The following is a 16,824-nucleotide window of genomic DNA, read 5'->3' on the forward strand; positions in this document are numbered from 1 at the left end:
CTCTCAAGGCCGAATCGCGAGCTCCTGATGCAGCCGGATATCCGCGGAAGAAGCTCCGATGCGCACGTCCACACGATCACGCTCGAGCGTCCACTGGTTCTTCTTTTCATTCCAGTAAGCAAGATCGTCGGCCTTCACGGTGAGCGGCACGGAGACAGTCTGGCCGGAAGGGATATGCACGCGCTGAAACCCTTTGAGCTCCTCTTTGGCGCGAGCCACCAGGGAGCCCTGGTGCGATATATAAAGCTGCACGACCTCATCGCCGTCGCGTCCACCGGTATTTGTAACATCCACGGTGGCAGTTACCTCCTCACCACCTCGCAGAAACGGTTTATCCAGGCGAAGGTTGCTATAGCGGAACGATGTATAGCTGAGGCCATAACCAAACGGATAGAGCGGCTGGCCCTTGAAGTACATGTAGGTGCGACCGTCGCGGATGTTGTAATCCATCATCGGTGGTAGCTGGTCGAGTGAAGCTGGCCAGGTTGTCACGAGACGTCCGGCGGGATTGTAATCACCGAAAAGAACTTTCGCGAGAGCCGTGCCTTCATCCTGCGAGGCGTGCGCCATGTGCAGGATCGCAGGAATATACTGCTGGCTCCAATTGACCGTATACGGAAAGCTGGAAATAAGAACCATCACGGTGCGCGGATTCACGGCATAGACCTGTTTGACGAGCTGCTCCTGCTCAAGCGTGAGACTCTCGCGGTCCCGGCCTTCGCGGCCATCTGAGGGAACGGCGCAGGGGAGCGTGCCGCCGCCATCGACCGTGTCATGCCAGTCATGAGCCATGTCCGGTCCGCAGGTGGGGTCATTTCCAACCACAACGATAGCGACATCCGATGCACGCGCAGCGTTGATCGCAGCCTGGTTCAGCTCGCTGCCGGCATAGTGGACACGAACGTACGGACCGAGCGCGGCCTTGATACCGTCGAGCGGTGTGACGGCATAAGGCGGATAGCCCCCATACCAATCCCAATGCACCGAATCGGCAAGCGGACCGATCACAGCGATCGATCGAATGGCGTGCTTGTCGAGTGGAAGCATATTGCCTTCATTCTTGAGGAGCACGACCGACTCGAGAGCCATCTTTTGCGAGATGGCGCGATGTTTATCGCTGTTCCAAGGCTCAGGACTATCTTTTTGCATGGCATCCTGATGCTGATCCGTAGATGCAGGAACAACTGCCGGAGGTTGATTGTCCACACCGGCATTGGCCGCGGGCGGCGGCGTGGACTCCTGGCCAGGATCGAGGAGGCCAAGCTTCAGAGAGATCACAAATTTACGCCGCAGCAGATCGTCGATCTCAGCCTCGGTCACAGAGCCCTCCTTCACCGCCGCGGCTGTCTCGTCTTTATAGGTGTCGAGAAACTGGTTGATGCCGGCATGCAAACAAGCGATCACCGCGGCCTTCTGATCGGGAAAGCGTTTATGGTCGGTCCAGAGCAGCCTGACCGCACCACCATCCGAAGAGAGAACATCGACGCCCCACTTGTCTTCCACAATGGACTTAAGGACAGGATTGACGGCCATCGGGGTACCGTTCCATGCGTTATAGCTGGCCATGACACCACGCGCGCCACCATCCAAAAAGCCCATGCGAAAGGGCACGGAGTAATACTCCCAGAACAGGCGAGCATCAAAGACGGAGTTCGATTTTGTGCGCAGGTCTTCGTTGGAATTTGCAAGAAAGTGCTTGAGAAGCGCGGCTGCCTGCCAATGGTTGGGATCGTCGCCCTGAAGGCCTTTGACGAAGTTCACAACCATGGTGCCGTTAAAGAATGGATCCTCGCCGTAAACCTCTTCGCTGCGGCCCCAGCGCGGATCGCGGGCGAGATCGGCCTGCGGCCCCCAAAGCATATAGATCGAACGGTTGTAGCGCGGCTGTTCGGAGATATAGCGGGCCTCTGCACCCTCGACCGCCGCAGCCTGGCGCACCAGATCCGGATCCCAGGTTTCTCCCATGCCCGGCGGCTGCGGAAACTGCGTGGTGTAGATAGCCTCCCGGTGATGTTCTTCATTGCCACGCTGCACGACGCCGTGGATACCCTCGGAGCTTCCAAAGCTCCTCACCCCAAGACGCGGAACAGCAGTGTCGGTGCTAAGGCAGTCGATCTTCTCTTCCAGCGTCATGCGCGAGAGAAGATCGTGAATGCGTGCCTCCGGGGAAAGCGCGGTATTACGAAATCCTGGAGCCTGCTGTGCAACAGCCGCAGGCAAAATAAGAACTGAACCTAGAAAAGCCAATATGGACGAGCGCATCCATGCAGCACGGGGGAGCAGAGCCATCACAGTCAGAAATAAACCTCCAAGGCAGGAGCCGTTCACAGGCTGATTGGAGGCGGCAGGTATTGTCAAGGTGAGAGCTGCTGCCGCTCCAATCGCGCAGTTATCGCGGCAATTCCAACCCTCGCAGCACGCCTTCTCTTTTCAGCAGTCAAAGAGAAGGCATGCTGCGTATGAATGCGGTGATAGCCCCTATGCGGCCTGCACTGTGGTGCGTGCCGGGAGGCTGCGGAGTAGCGGATTTTCACGGCTTGTTGCCACAAGCTCGAATGCTATCGCGCTTCCCTGCTCTGCCTGCACGCTCTCCACGTAATAACAGTCGGCGGTAACACGTCCGAGCCAGGTTCTGGCATTTGACGTCGCATTCATGGCATAGAGATCGTAATAAGCATCCTCATCCCGCATCTGCCAGCGCAACCGCACCTGCATGGTTCCCTGAGCAGCCCCCGCAGCATGCGCTTCAACCGTAAACGAGGATGGCGCGGAATGGGTCTCACCTTTTAAGGGGAGTCCCGCATAGATCTCTCCGATATGAACGTCTACCGGCGTATCGGCATGCGCTGGCTTCTCATGATGAAAGCCAATCAGGAGCGCAGCCAGAGTTCTTCCTCGGTAGGGAGCAAGCGTCATGCGGGATCGCGTCCAGCCATGATCGAGCTGTTCATGGAGAATGGCGTCTGTTTGCGTGAAGCGAACCCATTCCGCCTGATCTGGAGCATCTTCAAAGATCAAACCAGCAAGCAGATACTCCTTTGTCTCAGCAAGACCTTGCCATACCAGATGCAGAGAAAGATCCCCTGCATTCTGAACAGGCAACTTCGTCTTATAGAGACGCAATGAGACGCCATCCCGGGCACGAAGTGAGCCGGAGATATGCAACGATGCACCGCCGTCAAAGGCCAGCGCCCGGTCATACTCCACACGAAGAGGCGCATACTTTGCAGCAGAGCGATCCAGAGAACCCTGCATCGGCTCCAACCACCATTGCCACGTCGGCAGAAGATCCTGAATCCCCAGATTGAACCATGGACGATCTCCCTGCTTCGCGCCATCCACGAAGAAGGCATCGCCGGCACCCAGGTTGAAGTGAGTCAGAAACGGAAAAGCCCCGATCACGGAGTGCTCGACGGTAAAGTTTGCAACGCCATAAGTGATAGGCAGCTTCACCTGATCCGTAGGATGGTCTTCCGTGGGAGAGTAATCCGTATATCTCCGCGTTCTCCCTGCGACCTCGGCGTAAATATGAGCCTGCTCCGCATTAGGCGCATTGTCGAGCGCGGGGTTCTGAGACTGGCCGCTGAAGAAGCGGCGCTCGAGCGCATAGAACTCTTCCTCTCGCGAGAGAGCCGGCGCAGCATCGCCTTTGCCTTTATCCAGCGCCAATTGCATGGTGTGCAGGCCATCCTCAAAGCTATAAACCTGCAAACTGCCATAAGCGGTGGCACTGTCATTCGGATGAATCACAGAAGGAGCAGACAGGCCAAGATATCCCGGCCCCGGATAAAGCTGGTATCCGAAATAAGCCGAGCGATATGGGTCGAGACCGTTCTTCCTGCAATAGGCATAGACGGATGCAGCATCGGTCGGCCTTCCCGAACAGCAGCCGTGCGTCATGCTGTAGCCGCTCCATCCCTGGTCGAGCATCGTGCTATCCGCAAACGATGCGGCAGGAACATACGGTGTTCCGGGTGTCTCGATCGGCATCAACTGATCCATATCTGCAGACCCGTCATAAAACTGGATATAGAAATCGGACTTACCTTGCCGATGGGCCTCTTCGCGCATCATGGCAAGCAGATCGAGTATCTGAGCATGTCCCTCCGGAGTCCCGAGCTCGAAGTTCATGAAGTAGCCGTCAAAGCCGAAATACAGAGCCAGCTCCACAAACTTAGCGGCCACCTGCTTTGCAGGCACGGCACTCGAATCGAAGATGCGCTTGTCTGGCTGAAAGATCGTTCCCAGGCACAAGGCGCCATTGCGATGCGCCGCATCGATCAGAGCCGCATTCGGAATCATGCCGGGACCGCTCCAGCTCACGACAATATCGTGATAGCCGATCATGCGGGAGACATACACTCCACCCTGCGGAGGTGCTCCATAGCGCGACCGTTTGTAGTGATCGTCCGCATGCTCGCCAAGCGTGCGATAACATCCGGTCAGCGTAGCCACCTGCGGTAAAGAGCTGAGCTTAGGATGTGCCTGAGTCGGCGCAAAGGCGGGAATCCTGGCTGCACGCGGTACGCGCGAACGAAAATAGGCAGCATCCGGATCGACGGATGGCACATAGTCCATCAAGGCAGCGAAGCTGTCGCGTGATTTTGCCGTCAAAGGAAAGATGGGGGCAAGTGTATCGAAGGAATTCGCACCTGCATCCTGCCCCTCTAAGGCGAAGGCCTGCTTCTGTCCCCAGAAACTGAACAAGGAAGCAGCGGCTAAAAAGGAAAACTGACGTCGCGTGAACGACACCCCGGCATTTGCACTGTCTTGAGCGGAAAAAGCCATCTTCTCTCATTATTCGTATGCAGAGCGTACATGGCAAAGCGCACGATCGTGGAATGCCGGATGACCGCTTCAGCGACGCCAGAAAGTTATCAAATCGATCCGATTTCGTAATTGAGCGTGGCCAGAGACAGCCGGTACTGATACTGCGCATTCGAGTTTCCGATTGCCGCATCCGTCTGTTGATATTGCGCCTGGCTGAGCTCGACAATCGAGCTGAGCCCCATCTGGTATCGAGTCTGCGCCAGCTTGAGCGCAAGGTTGGCCTGGTTCAGCAAGTCCGTTGTTACGGCTACCTTTTGATATGCGGTTTGCGCCGCAAGCCAGGAGGTGCGCACGTCGCGCACCACGCGATCACGCAGCGCGCGGGTCTGTTCGGCCGCAGCCTCAGCGCGGATGCTTGCCTCCTTCGCCTGCGACGTATAGAGGAAACCGTTGAAGATGGGGATATTCATATTCACCCCGACGGCGCCCCACCAGCTGCTGTTGTAATATTCGCCGGGTCGTACCGGCACCGCGCCCGCCGTGCCCAGCGCACTGATGCTGGGTAAAAGCTGGTCACGCTGCGCGTGGCTGAATTTGACCGCAGCTTGATGGCTCAGGTCGAGCGCCTGCAAATCAGGCCGCTGCTCGAGCGCAAGCTTCAGCAACTGATCGGCATCGGGTGGAGGCGGAGCAAGAGCACCGCCGTCAGCAACAAGCTGGTAGCTCGTCGCGGTATCGAGGCCAAGCACTTCGTCGAGCGCGGCCATCGTAGCGCTGGCATTATTCTGCGCATCGAGCAGCAGCAGCTTGGCCTGCGAGAGATTGACATCGGCAAAGCTCAGATCGAGCGTGGACTTGAGTTTGTTTTTCGTCATCACGCCGATCTGGTCGTCGGTGGTCTGGCGGGTTTTCACGTTCTGCTGCGCCACATTGAGCAAAGCCTGCGCCTCAAGCACGTTATAGAAAGCCTGATCTGTAGTGAGGACGATGTCCTGGGTAGTGGCAAGCGCCGAGGCATCCTGCGCTTTCTCCTCGAGGTTCGAGGAGAGAACAAGATTGCGCGTCCGGCCGAAGTCCGTGATGAGTTGCGAGGCACTGGCACCTGCGCCTGCGTGCTCGAAGAGGCGCGAGGCAGTGAGCGAACCAGCCGAGATGCGTGAAGCCTGGTTCGCATCCTCGGCTGTAACACCACCTGCCACCGAGGGAAGCTCGGCAGCACGGTTCTCACGCACGACCTGGTGCTGCGCCAGTGCGAGCAGGCGCTTTGCGCTAATGTGCGGATTGTTGCGGATCGCCATCTGCTCGGCATCGTGCAGCGTGAGCCGAGCGGCCGCACTCTCTGACGAATCAGAGAGTGCGGCCGTCTGACCTTGCGGCGCGCTGCTCTGGGCCAGCAACTGCAGCTTCGGCGCTTCAGGAAGAGGAGCGCTGCCATGGCTCTGAGCATGCAAATAACTCGCTCCTCCAAAAGCAAACAGCGCACAGAAAATCAGGCGAGAGGAGGTGAAGGTAAGTGTTTGCATCAGTGTGCCCTTCCTTCCGCGAGGAGCTTTTTCTCTTGCCGTCCATGAATGAGGAGATAGACCGCCGGGACCAGGAAGACAGTCACCACGACAGATACGCCGAGGCCACCGATAATGGCTCGGGCCAGCGGCGCATACTGTTCGCTGCCGGCCTCGAGGCCAAGCGCCATCGGAATCATGCCGAGCAGCGTGGCCAGCGAGGTCATCAGGATGGGACGCAGACGCACACGGCAGGCGCGAATCACCGCTTCGAGCAGCGGCAATCCTTCGCTGTGCAGGATGCCGGCAAACTCGACGATAAGGATGCTGTTCGAAACAACAATGCCAGTCATCATGATGACTCCCATCAGGGACATGATGTTCAGCGTGCTTCCGGTAACAAAGAGGATGAGCACTACGCCAGCAAGTCCGGGAGGAATAGCCATAAGAATGATGAACGGATCGATGAATGAGGTGAACTGCGCCATAAGAATGAGATAGACGAGCAGGACGGAGATGATCAGCCCCAGACCGAATTCGGCGAAGGAGCGGTTCATACTCACCACAGCCCCGCGCACTTTAAGCACGGTGTTGCGCTCGGTCTTGGTCTGCGCGAGAAGCTTTTGGATGTCTCCACCCACTCCCTGCAGTGCTTCCTTCTTCGTCGCAACATAAATGTCGATGACACGGCGAATCTGATAGTGGTCAACTTCAGTTGGGGTATTGATCAGCTTGATGTCAGCAACCGAACTGAGCGGGGTGTAGCCCGTGGAGTGATCCCCTGCCCAGATAACCGGATTCGCATCGCCGGCCTGACGTGCCTCTTCGCCCGGCGCATAGCCCGCGGGACGAGTGCCGCGCAGAGGAATGCTGCGGAAGTCTTCCATCGTCATGTGATTCAGAACATGGTTGGCGTACTGCACCGTGACCATGTAATTGTTGCCGGTCTTCGGATCGATCCAATAGCTGGGCGCCACCTGGCCATCCGAGGTCATGGCGGTGATGACGTTGTCGACCACATCTTTCGCAGAGAGGCCGATGAGGCTTGCGCGCTCGCGATCAATGTTGAGTTCTATGCCGGGATAGTCGAGATTCTGCGGAATATAAACGTCACTTACATTGGGCATAGCCTTGATCTTCTCTGCCATTTGTTTGGCGAGTGCATACGCGCTCTCCATATTGTTGGAGCTGATCTGCACATCGATCGGCGCAGGCAGCCCCTGATTGATGACGCCATCCACAAGACCGCCTGCCTGGAAGTACGTGCTGAGCTCCGGCATCTGCTGCGACAGTTTCTCGCGTACACGACGCATGTATTCGTAACTGCCAATCCTGTGATCTTCCTTGAGACTGGTCTGCACAAAGGCCGTGTCCATCGATGCATTCGTCGTAAAGATGGCTGAGAGATCCGGATAAACACCGATGTTAGAGACGATCATGCCGAGATCCGAGGGCTTGACGACACTGCGGATGACATTCTCGACCCTGGCGATATAGTCGTTGCTCACTTCAAGCCGCGTGCCACTGGGCATCTGCACGTCGATGACGAACTGGCCTGGATCAGTACGCGGAAAATAAGCTCTGCCCAGGAAAGGTAATAGACCAGCGAGGACCAGGACCACGCCGCCAAGGATGATAGCAGTGGTGAATCCTGGCCGCCGCATCGCGCGCTTGGCCAGTCCTTCGTACCAGTCGAGCAGCTTCTGGAATTTGTTATTGAAGCCGCGCTCGAAGCGTGCGAAGAAGCTCTGCTTCTTTGCTTCGTCTTCTCCGTGATGGATGCGGATGAAATTCGCACAAAAAAGCGGGACAACCGTCATCGCAAAGAAGTACGAGGCAAAGATGGAGAGCACCACCCCCAGAGCCAGCGGCGTAAAAATGTACTTGCTGATACCGGAGAGAAAGGTAACCGGAAAGAAGACGATCGAGGTAGTAGAGGTCGCGGCAAGCACTGCGAGCGAAACTTCCATGCCGCCTTTCTCCGCGGCTTCGCGCGGTTTACAACCCATTTCCATGAAGCGGAAGATATTCTCGAGCACGACCACCGAATCGTCGATAAGGCGAGAGAAAGCCAGAGCAAGACCACCGAGGATCATCGTGTTGATGGAACCGCCCATGGCCTTCGTCAGCAGCAGACACACGAGCGCGGACAGTGGAATCGACAACAGCACGGCGAAAGTCGCGCGCGGACTGCCGAGGAAGATGAAGATCATCAGGCCAGTGAGCACGAGGCCGATGCTGGCCTCCTTGATGAGGTTCTTCACTGCCATCTTCACGAAGATCGACTGATCGAAGACCACCGAGGTCTTCAGCGTCTCGGGGATATCCACCAGCTTCTTGATGGCATCTTTCATCCCGTTGACGATCGTGATGGTGTTACTGTCTCCGCCTTGCTTGAAGACAGGCACGTAGACCGAGCGCTGACCGTCAATGCGGACAATGTTGTACTGCAGCGTGCCCGCGTCTTCGGCCTTGCCAATATCCGCGACGAGCACCGAAGAGTTGCCCACGGACTTAAGCGGCATCTCGTTCATCGCCTTAGCATCTGGAAACTGGCTGTTGGCGTAAATGTTGAAGTCTTTCGAACCAATGCGAACATCGCCGGCGGGCAGGATGAGGTTTGAGCTGTTCACCGACTGTACGACATCGTTGAGACTTAGATTGCGGGCTTCCATCTTGAGCGGATCGACGTAGATCTGAATTTGCCGATATGTGCCGCCATACGGCTGCGGCACCGAGGCGCCCGGAACATTGGAGATCTGATTGCGAACCTGGAACTGCGCAAGATCCTTCAGTTGTGTCTCACCGAGCCCCTTGCCTTTGAGCGTGACAAGGCAGACAGGCTGCGTGGATGCGTCCATACCGAGCACGACAGGCGGAAGAGTTCCTGGTGGAAGTCTCCGCAGGTCAGCCATGGCGAGGTTCGCAATATTGCTTAGCGCAGCATCTGCATTCGTGCCGGGCTTGAAATAGATTTTGATGAGGCTGACGCCGGTCAGTGAGCGCGATTCGCTATGGTCGACATTTGCAGCCAGCGTAAAGAAGCGCTCGAAGGTGTTGGTGATATCGGCCTCGATCTGCTTAGGCGGCATGCCGTTATAAAACGTAGCGACAACGACGACCGGCATGTCGATTTTCGGAAAAAGATCGACCGGCATGCTGGCAATGCCCACGAAACCCACGAGCATGACCATCAGGCAGAGCATGATGATGAAGAACGGATATTTCAACGCAAACTTCGGCATTACTGCGCACCTCCGTTGCTGTCGTCCGCCTTCATATCGATTACGCCGCCAGATTCCTTCTGTTCCTCTGAGGCTTGCGACGGTACGAGAACAGAGGTGACCTGCTCGCCGTCGCTGTACTTATCCTGGCCTCCCACAATCACCCGATCGCCCTCCTCGAGACCGCTCTTGACCTCTGCAAGTTTGCTCGCCTGCAGACCAACGACTACAGGCCGAATCCGGACGCGATTCTGCGCGTCGACCACATAGACCATCTGCTGGCTGCCGTGAATGACCAGCGCTTCCACCGGAAGCGTGAGAACATCATGCACACTCGCCATCGCAAGGCGCGCGTTCGCATACATGCCGGGAGCGATGGAGAGATCGCGGTTGTCCACATCGACTTCGGTCTCCATGGTGCGGGTCTCAAAGTTGACATTGCGCGTGAAGCGAACGATTTTCCCCGTGATGGAGCGGCTCAAGGCATCGATGCGAATGCGGATGGTATCGCCCTCGTGGATATACTGCACGTCGTCCTCGGGAACAGGCATACGCAGGCGCAGCAGCGTGCTCTGCGCCAGGCGCACGATAGGCAGATCCTGCTGATTGGAATTGGTGCCGCTCTGAATGAGCGCACCCGTATCGGCATAGCGCCAGACCACTACGCCATCAATCGGCGCAACCACATGGGTATAGTCCTGAATGGCCTGCTCACGCTCATTATTGGCATGTGCCGACTCGGCATGTTGCTGAGCAGCATCAGCCGCGGCCTTCGCTGCATCCACCTGCGAAGCGGAGGAGAGGTCCTTACTCTGCGCATCATCGAGCTCCTGCTGCGCGACCAGCCCCGGCTGCGCCTTTGACGTGTCGAGGAGGCGCTGATAATTAAGGTGCTCGGCAGCATGCACCGCTTCCGCCCGCCTGATCTCGTGCTGGGCACGGGTAATCTCTGCCCTGGCCTGCGCCATATCAAAGGCGCTGGCCTCGAGCTGCGCCTGCAGCTCCGGCACTTCAAGCACGGCGAGGACTTCGCCTTTCCGCACTTTGTCGCCAATATCCACATTGATCTTCTTCATGAAGCCACTGACCTTGGGGTGAACATCGACCACCTGGTACGGCTGAAACTGGCCGGCGAGGCTGAGCATGTGCGAGATATCGCCACGTTGCACACGAGCAACGCTGGCCGAGGGCACGGATGCCGATTCTTCCGCAGGATCTGCGGAGTGTGAGCTGCAGGAAATGACAGGAAGAAGGGCAGGCAGAGTAAGGCCCATCGCGAACAAAGACAGAGATCGCTTTCGCATGAAAGGTACATCCTTCTGAGCAGTAAGTTTTCAAACAGAGAAGGGAATGCCCTAGCGCACAGCGCACACTGCGCCGGACAAAGGAACGGTCCGCAGAGACACTGCCGCCCAAAGAGGGCGTCCCAACTTCAAAGAATGGGAAAGCTAGAGAACTGCGGGAGGAGGAAGGACGAAGAAGAAAGACATACCTGCACGCTGGTGTAAATGCCAGCTACGGCCGCTCTCGCGGTAAATTCGCGAAACGAGGGCACCACGAAGCTGCTGAACAAGAAAAGTCAGCAGCAGAGACAGCAGGCCAAGCATAAACGCCGCAAGGGAGACAGGAGCCGGCCGCGGAGGCTGAACGTCTGCGTCCTGCTCGCGGGTCGCCTGCTGCTCATCACGTGAAAGCAGTTTTGCGCACGGAATAAGGCGCACAGACGATTGCGGCGGATAGTAGAGGGAAACCTTGTACCCTGTTCCCCAGCAGAGAACAGTGAGCCCTAAGGCGATGAACGCCAGATGCATCCACGAGAGCAGCAGATGTTTTGTCATAGCGGCATTCACAGGCTTTGCATCTTTCGTCATTGTTTGGATGCGTGGACTTGGTTCGCCGGTTGGCGCTCGAGAAGGCTACCACTCTTCGAGCTACCCATTCGGCCTCTCTCTACTGTAAGTCATAGCACATACGAAGTGGAAAATCTCGTTCGTTCCTGACCGTTCGTTCATCGAACGACCAGATTTGCTCTGCTTCTATACAGTGACGCTTATTCTTCCCCGAGCAAAGCTTTTCCCTTCCAGTTCCAGAACCGGCCTCGCACGGAGAGCTGCATCCTCTCTCAATCCGAGTCCTCAGAGCCCCTATGGCTCTGAAACACTCACGGCTCGATTCTCACCGGCGCGCGCCAGAATGAAGTCTTTCCAGTTGCAGGGTCGAGAATCGTGACCTGGCAGATGTAGTCACCCGTCTCCAGGCTTTGGATGTCGAGATCGAAATGCAGAGGAACCTGCTTGAGCCGGGGCGATGCCTCGGGACTCACAGCCGATGCCTGGGACTGAAGTTTCACCGCGTTGTCGCGATAAAGGCTGACGTAGGCAACCATCGGCTTCGGCTGATCGGGACCAGCCTCATAGGCCTGCAGATAAACATAGAACGGCTGATCACGATGGAAGACACGCGTCACGCTGGGAATCAGCTTCATTCCGTCACTTACAAGCGGATTGACCGCAGCTTCTTTTGTCTCATCCTTGCTCTTCATCGCATTGTAAAGTGCGTCAGCGAGTGACACACGCTGGCCGCTCAGCACAACGGAGCTGATAGGAACGTGCTGCTCCTCGCGATTGAGATTCGGAATGGTGAATGAGGTCTCATACGTTCCAATACGCCCCGTTTCGTCATCGCGGGCGAGAAGCTTGAAGCGATACGTGCCAGGCAGTAACGTAATCCCCGCACCATATTCAATGGGCATACGGGCGAGTTCCTGCTCTGTTTCGCCCGTAAGTTTTATATCCACGTGATCGCGAACATTGGTGATGGTTGTACCGCCATATATATCTTTCACTTCACCGATGAAGTCGATCAGCGTGTGGTCCGCGCCACGACGCTTTGCTAATGCCAGCTCGTGACCAGGAATCTTCACCACATACGGCACAAAGTATTCCGCGCGGTTGAGTTGGAAGTAATTCAACTCCATGGCGACAGTAAGATCCGTTACCGGATCTTCGAGCATCAGCGCGTCTTCCAGCTGGCGCTCCTTGTCCGCCTCCGTAAACTTCGCAAACTCCTTGCCTGCGTAGTATCCCTGTCGGTATTCAAGCTTCGCGTCGGCAGGATGATTGACCGTGATTTTGATACGGCGGAAGCGTCCATCCAGCGCAGTATTCGTCGTGTAGTAACTCAGCACGTAGTAATCGGAAATAGAGCGCTGCGCCTGCGTGATCCCGCGCGTGAGGTCGTTCGTGTCGAGCAGCGCCTTACCGCCTGTATCTGCTGCAAGCCCATAGAGCGTATCCTGCGACTGCTGAAAATCGGCTTGTACAGCCTGCGCCGCAAGCCCCGAGTAGACGCCGATATTACCTGGCGAACCCTGCGTGGCATTGCCGAGAGGCGCTTCAGCAACCAGCCCCCGCGCATCGATCGGCCAGAAGGACACACCTGCACGAATCGCAGCATCGACTGTCGCGTGGAGTTGCGCCTGGTTGTCAATTCCGTTCAGCTTAAGCCCACTCGCAAAATAGACGAGCACCTTTTTCTCATTCAGATGCCCGAGCATATTCGAAGCAGTTTGCAGTGCGGAGAGCTGGCGATCGGTGTTGAAGATATTGAATTCGCTGTCATCCTGCCCGAAGGCCGCGCCCTGGTCGGATGCACTCGCATCGCTGGCTTCCGTAGCCCATTCCTGGTGCTCTCCCACTTCAAGCGTGGTCAGAATGCTCAGCAGGCGATCCCGGTCCGCAGTAAAGTCCTGCAATACATCCACCGATCCCTGACTAAAACGGAGAATAGAGACAAGATCGACAGGCGTCATCTCCGTGCGGATAAACTTTGTCGCAGCTTCCAGCGCACGTCTCTGATCGGCTGGCCCCATCGCCGACATATCGAAGTAAAGGGCCATCAACCGGCGATCCTTATAGTGCAGAGTATCTGTGGCCTCCGGCGTAATCTGCGATCGATTCAGCTCCTTATAAACCGTCACCTTCTCGTCGTCACGGGCGCGAACAGGCAATGGTGCGGCAGTAATCGGCAGAGTCTGGTGCTCGCAGAAGCGAATCTTTTGCGGAACTCCGTCCTCGGTTAACGTGAAATCCGCGGCCGTAAGGCCGTCTACCGGCTTGCCGTCTTTCCCCTTTACTGTCACAGTCTCGGTTACGATTTGAGAGCGGACACTGATCGTAGCCACAGCCTCACTGCCGGGATCGCCATTCTGGCCAATCACCTGCGCTCCCGCGGCCGCGGAGCAGGAAGCAAGAAGAAGCAGGGAAAGAGCGTGGCGCATCGCTTTAGAACCTCAACCTTGCTGTAATCTGCAGACTGCGCATGGCGTTTACAGATGCAGGAACTCCAAAAAGCGAATTGGTCGTCGTAGGATCGACGGTGACGTTATAGCTTGCGTAGACAGCGTGATTCAGCACATTGGTCGCGTCCGCACGAATATCGAGATAGGTGCGCTGCGAAGGGCGAAAGGTGCGCGAAAGCGACGTATTGAAGGTGAACTGGTCAGGACCAGTGATGGAATCACGGCCAGCACTCCCCCACTGTCCGGATTGCGGTGCAGCAAAGGCAGCCGGGTTCAGAAAACGTCCGGCAGGTGCGGTGTAAAGTGGCGCAGAGGTACGGTCCGGACGGATGCTCCCGGAGAAACCCGTGCCGGGAACAGTTGCCAGATAGACCGGGGTCTCCGGCAGACCGGAGCCCGCGGCGATGGTGTTGAGGATTGTCCACTCTTTGTAAACACGCCCCATCCATCCCCCCATCAACGTCCCGCCTCGTATCCCCATGCCTGTGGTGTATTGCAGCGTCGCATTGAGCAAGTGGCGCTGATCGAACGTAGAGAGTGCGCGTTCGGCATAGAGGTTGCGCCAGTTCTGTGCAGTAGCCATGCTGGTCGCTGCGGCGCTGGTCGCACCACCGGCAAGCGGTCCCTGGCCGCCGAGTACCGCATCGTCATCGATCGACTTCGAATAGGTGTACTGCACCGATGCTGTGAGTCCGCTGCGCAACCTGCGGCGCAGCTGTATGGTTCCGGCTTCACGCGAGGAGCTTCCCGAAGAGGTGCGATAAAGGAACCCTGACGGACAGGAGGGACAGGGATCAGTCGCGCCAATGGGATAGCTGTTAGGGAGAAACTGCTGCACACCATTCGATCCCTTGACGCCAAGGTAAGTCACCACCATCTGCAGCGCAGCCGGAAGATCCCGCTGCGCGCTTGCCTGCCATACCTGCGCATAGCCCACACGGAAATTCGGATCGATAGCAAAAGTATCCGCGGTGGTCGTACTGCAGGCATTCGGCCCCGTCTTCAGCGACTGGGGGCAGATCGTATTGCTGGCGCTGATGCTGGCAGCAAAGGGCGCCTGCTGTGCCAGTTCCAACGCAATGTTCTGGTAGATCGAAGTATCGGCATAGATGCCGTAGCCCGCACGCAGAATCAGCGAAGAGGCAGGCAAGGGGCGCCAGGATAGAGCGAGGCGCGGCTCAATCATGCGGCGATCGGGACGCATCAGTGAACTGGGATAGTGCTGCCCGGTGAGCGATCCCGTCGGATTGCTGGCAATGACCGTCGCCACATCTGTAAACCCTGGCGCAATGTCCAGATTCGCAAGACGATTCTTTAACTCGGTGATCGGTGCGCCATACTCCCAGCGCACGCCAATGTTCATCGTAAGATCGGGAGCCAGATGCCAGTCATCTACCGCATAGAGGTCATAAACAGACTGGCGCAGGTACTTGTCCGGATTCCCCGAAACGAGCGAGGCGGTATCTGGAATCCCGCTGAAGAAGTCCGACAGATCCGATCCCGTAGCATTGCCCGTGAAGGTGAAGGTGCCGCGTGGATCCTGCTGCGCATAGTCATTGAACTCTTCCCGGCGAAAATCTCCACCGGCGGTAAGGTCGTGCCTGTGGATGTACCACTCCATCGAACCGCCGATGGCATTCGTCTCATTGCGATTGAAGGAGCTCTGCGCATCAGTCAGCGAAGCGATACCGCTCGAGAAGACCAGCGTAGGCGGTCCCCAGTTCGCAGGCTCCTGATTATTGCCGGTCATACCCGCATTTCCCGAAACATTGATCCTGTCTTCGAAGAAAGGCGTAACCTGCGCGCGTAGACGGCTGAAGCGGTACTGCAGATTCGAGAAGAGATTTCCGGAAAATCGATGCCGGTAGCCGATCTCCGTATTCAGCCCCAGCGTAGAGGTCGCATCGCGAAAGCCGAAGAGGCTTGTCGTATCTTCCCGCGTGCTCTGCAGGGCGAAAGTCCCAGTCACCGAATCGCGGCCTCCGATACCGCGCTCAACGCGCGTCTGCAAAGCATCCTTATGAGTCCCATTCAGCACGGGAAGCTGATAGTTATAGGCTGCGTCGCCAGTAACATTCGGCAGCGGATAAAGATTCAGCAGCGCCTGCGCGACAGGATCCATGCTGCTGACGGTAGTAGTCCGCTGAAGAAGCGTGGGAACAAGGCCCGTGTTATTCGCAGCGTTGTTATCCCGCGTCCATTGATAATTGACCGCAAGATTCGGACCGTGCCGGAAGAGATGCGGAATCTGCAACGGCCCGCCGAACGAGGCTATCGCGGTGAACTGACTGTACCCAGGCTTCGCAGCTTCAGCACCGGAGAGCGCATACGGGCGGGCATCGAGCGCCGAGTCGCCGAAGATAATCCCGAGCCCTCCGTTATAAAGGCCACGCCAATGATTGCGTGTATTGCCAAAGGCCTGGTCGAGCGAGAACTTCGAAGTCGCCGCATTATTCACACTGCCGTTGACCACCAGGCCGTCACGGCGAGCTGGCACCTGTGGTGCCGCGGATTTACCCGCGGAAGCCTCTGCCGTCTGCGGCGAAGCAGCCTCAGGGGCATGCGCCTCCGATACCTTCAGATTGGATAGCATCTGCCCGGCCGGAAGCATCTTCAGCTCAAAGCTGGCCGCCGGTGCACCGGCATGCACGGCAATCTCCTGCTCTACGGGCGAGAAGAGCGGCATGGTAACGGTAATCTTCCAGTTGCCGTCAGAAAGATCGGAAAAGGAATAGTTGCCATGTTCATCCGATGTGGTGACAAACTTTTTCCCGTCCTGCGTGGCCACTACTGTAGCTCCCGGAACCGGAAAATGATTCGACTCAATATGACCATGCTGCTCGGAAGCCTGTAACAGCAGCGGACAGAGCAAGCATGCGGCGATGCTCCACTGCCTCCATCGCCAGCCGAGTGTCTTCTGCATCATCCTGATTCAGCTCTCCGAAGGCTACAGGGTTTTGCTTGCGTATATTCAGGGACTGCGGTGTCGAACAGGATTGTCAGGCGGCTATTGGATGTATCAACACCG

At 57.1% G+C, this 16,824-nt stretch carries 8 protein-coding genes; all 8 read right to left on the reverse strand.

Annotated features, from left to right (window positions below):
* Positions 1–3 precede the first annotated feature (3 nt).
* On the reverse strand, positions 4–2,220 hold the full coding sequence (locus tag ESZ00_RS18025; RefSeq protein WP_204520236.1) for a glycoside hydrolase family 3 C-terminal domain-containing protein: 2,217 nt from the start codon (positions 2,218–2,220) through the stop codon (positions 4–6).
* A 258-nt stretch (positions 2,221–2,478) separates the two neighbouring features.
* Positions 2,479–4,707 (reverse strand): endo-beta-N-acetylglucosaminidase, encoded by a 2,229-nt coding sequence (locus ESZ00_RS18030; RefSeq protein ID WP_164981611.1) that lies wholly within the window; start codon positions 4,705–4,707, stop codon positions 2,479–2,481.
* Positions 4,708–4,877: 170 nt separating this feature from the next.
* Positions 4,878–6,221, reverse strand: coding sequence for a TolC family protein (locus ESZ00_RS18035; RefSeq protein WP_229741099.1), 1,344 nt, complete (start codon positions 6,219–6,221; stop codon positions 4,878–4,880).
* Positions 6,222–6,292: 71 nt separating this feature from the next.
* Complete coding sequence (locus ESZ00_RS18040) at positions 6,293–9,517, reverse strand: efflux RND transporter permease subunit (RefSeq protein WP_129209807.1); 3,225 nt, start codon at positions 9,515–9,517, stop codon at positions 6,293–6,295.
* Positions 9,517–10,689 (reverse strand): efflux RND transporter periplasmic adaptor subunit, encoded by a 1,173-nt coding sequence (locus ESZ00_RS18045; protein ID WP_164981612.1) that lies wholly within the window; start codon positions 10,687–10,689, stop codon positions 9,517–9,519. Before ESZ00_RS18045 ends, ESZ00_RS18040 begins: the two co-directional genes overlap by 1 nt.
* A 255-nt stretch (positions 10,690–10,944) precedes the next feature.
* On the reverse strand, positions 10,945–11,367 hold the full coding sequence (locus ESZ00_RS18050) for a hypothetical protein (protein ID WP_129209809.1): 423 nt from the start codon (positions 11,365–11,367) through the stop codon (positions 10,945–10,947).
* A gap of 290 nt (positions 11,368–11,657) precedes the next feature.
* On the reverse strand, positions 11,658–13,775 hold the full coding sequence (locus ESZ00_RS18055; protein ID WP_129209810.1) for a VWA domain-containing protein: 2,118 nt from the start codon (positions 13,773–13,775) through the stop codon (positions 11,658–11,660).
* A 4-nt stretch (positions 13,776–13,779) separates the two neighbouring features.
* Positions 13,780–16,722: an outer membrane beta-barrel protein gene (locus ESZ00_RS18060; RefSeq protein WP_129209811.1), complete on the reverse strand. Its 2,943-nt coding sequence runs from the start codon at positions 16,720–16,722 to the stop codon at positions 13,780–13,782.
* Positions 16,723–16,824 lie beyond the last annotated feature (102 nt).

Origin of the sequence: Silvibacterium dinghuense (assembly GCF_004123295.1) — a bacterium.
Classification (GTDB): Bacteria; Acidobacteriota; Terriglobia; order Terriglobales; family Acidobacteriaceae; genus Silvibacterium; species Silvibacterium dinghuense.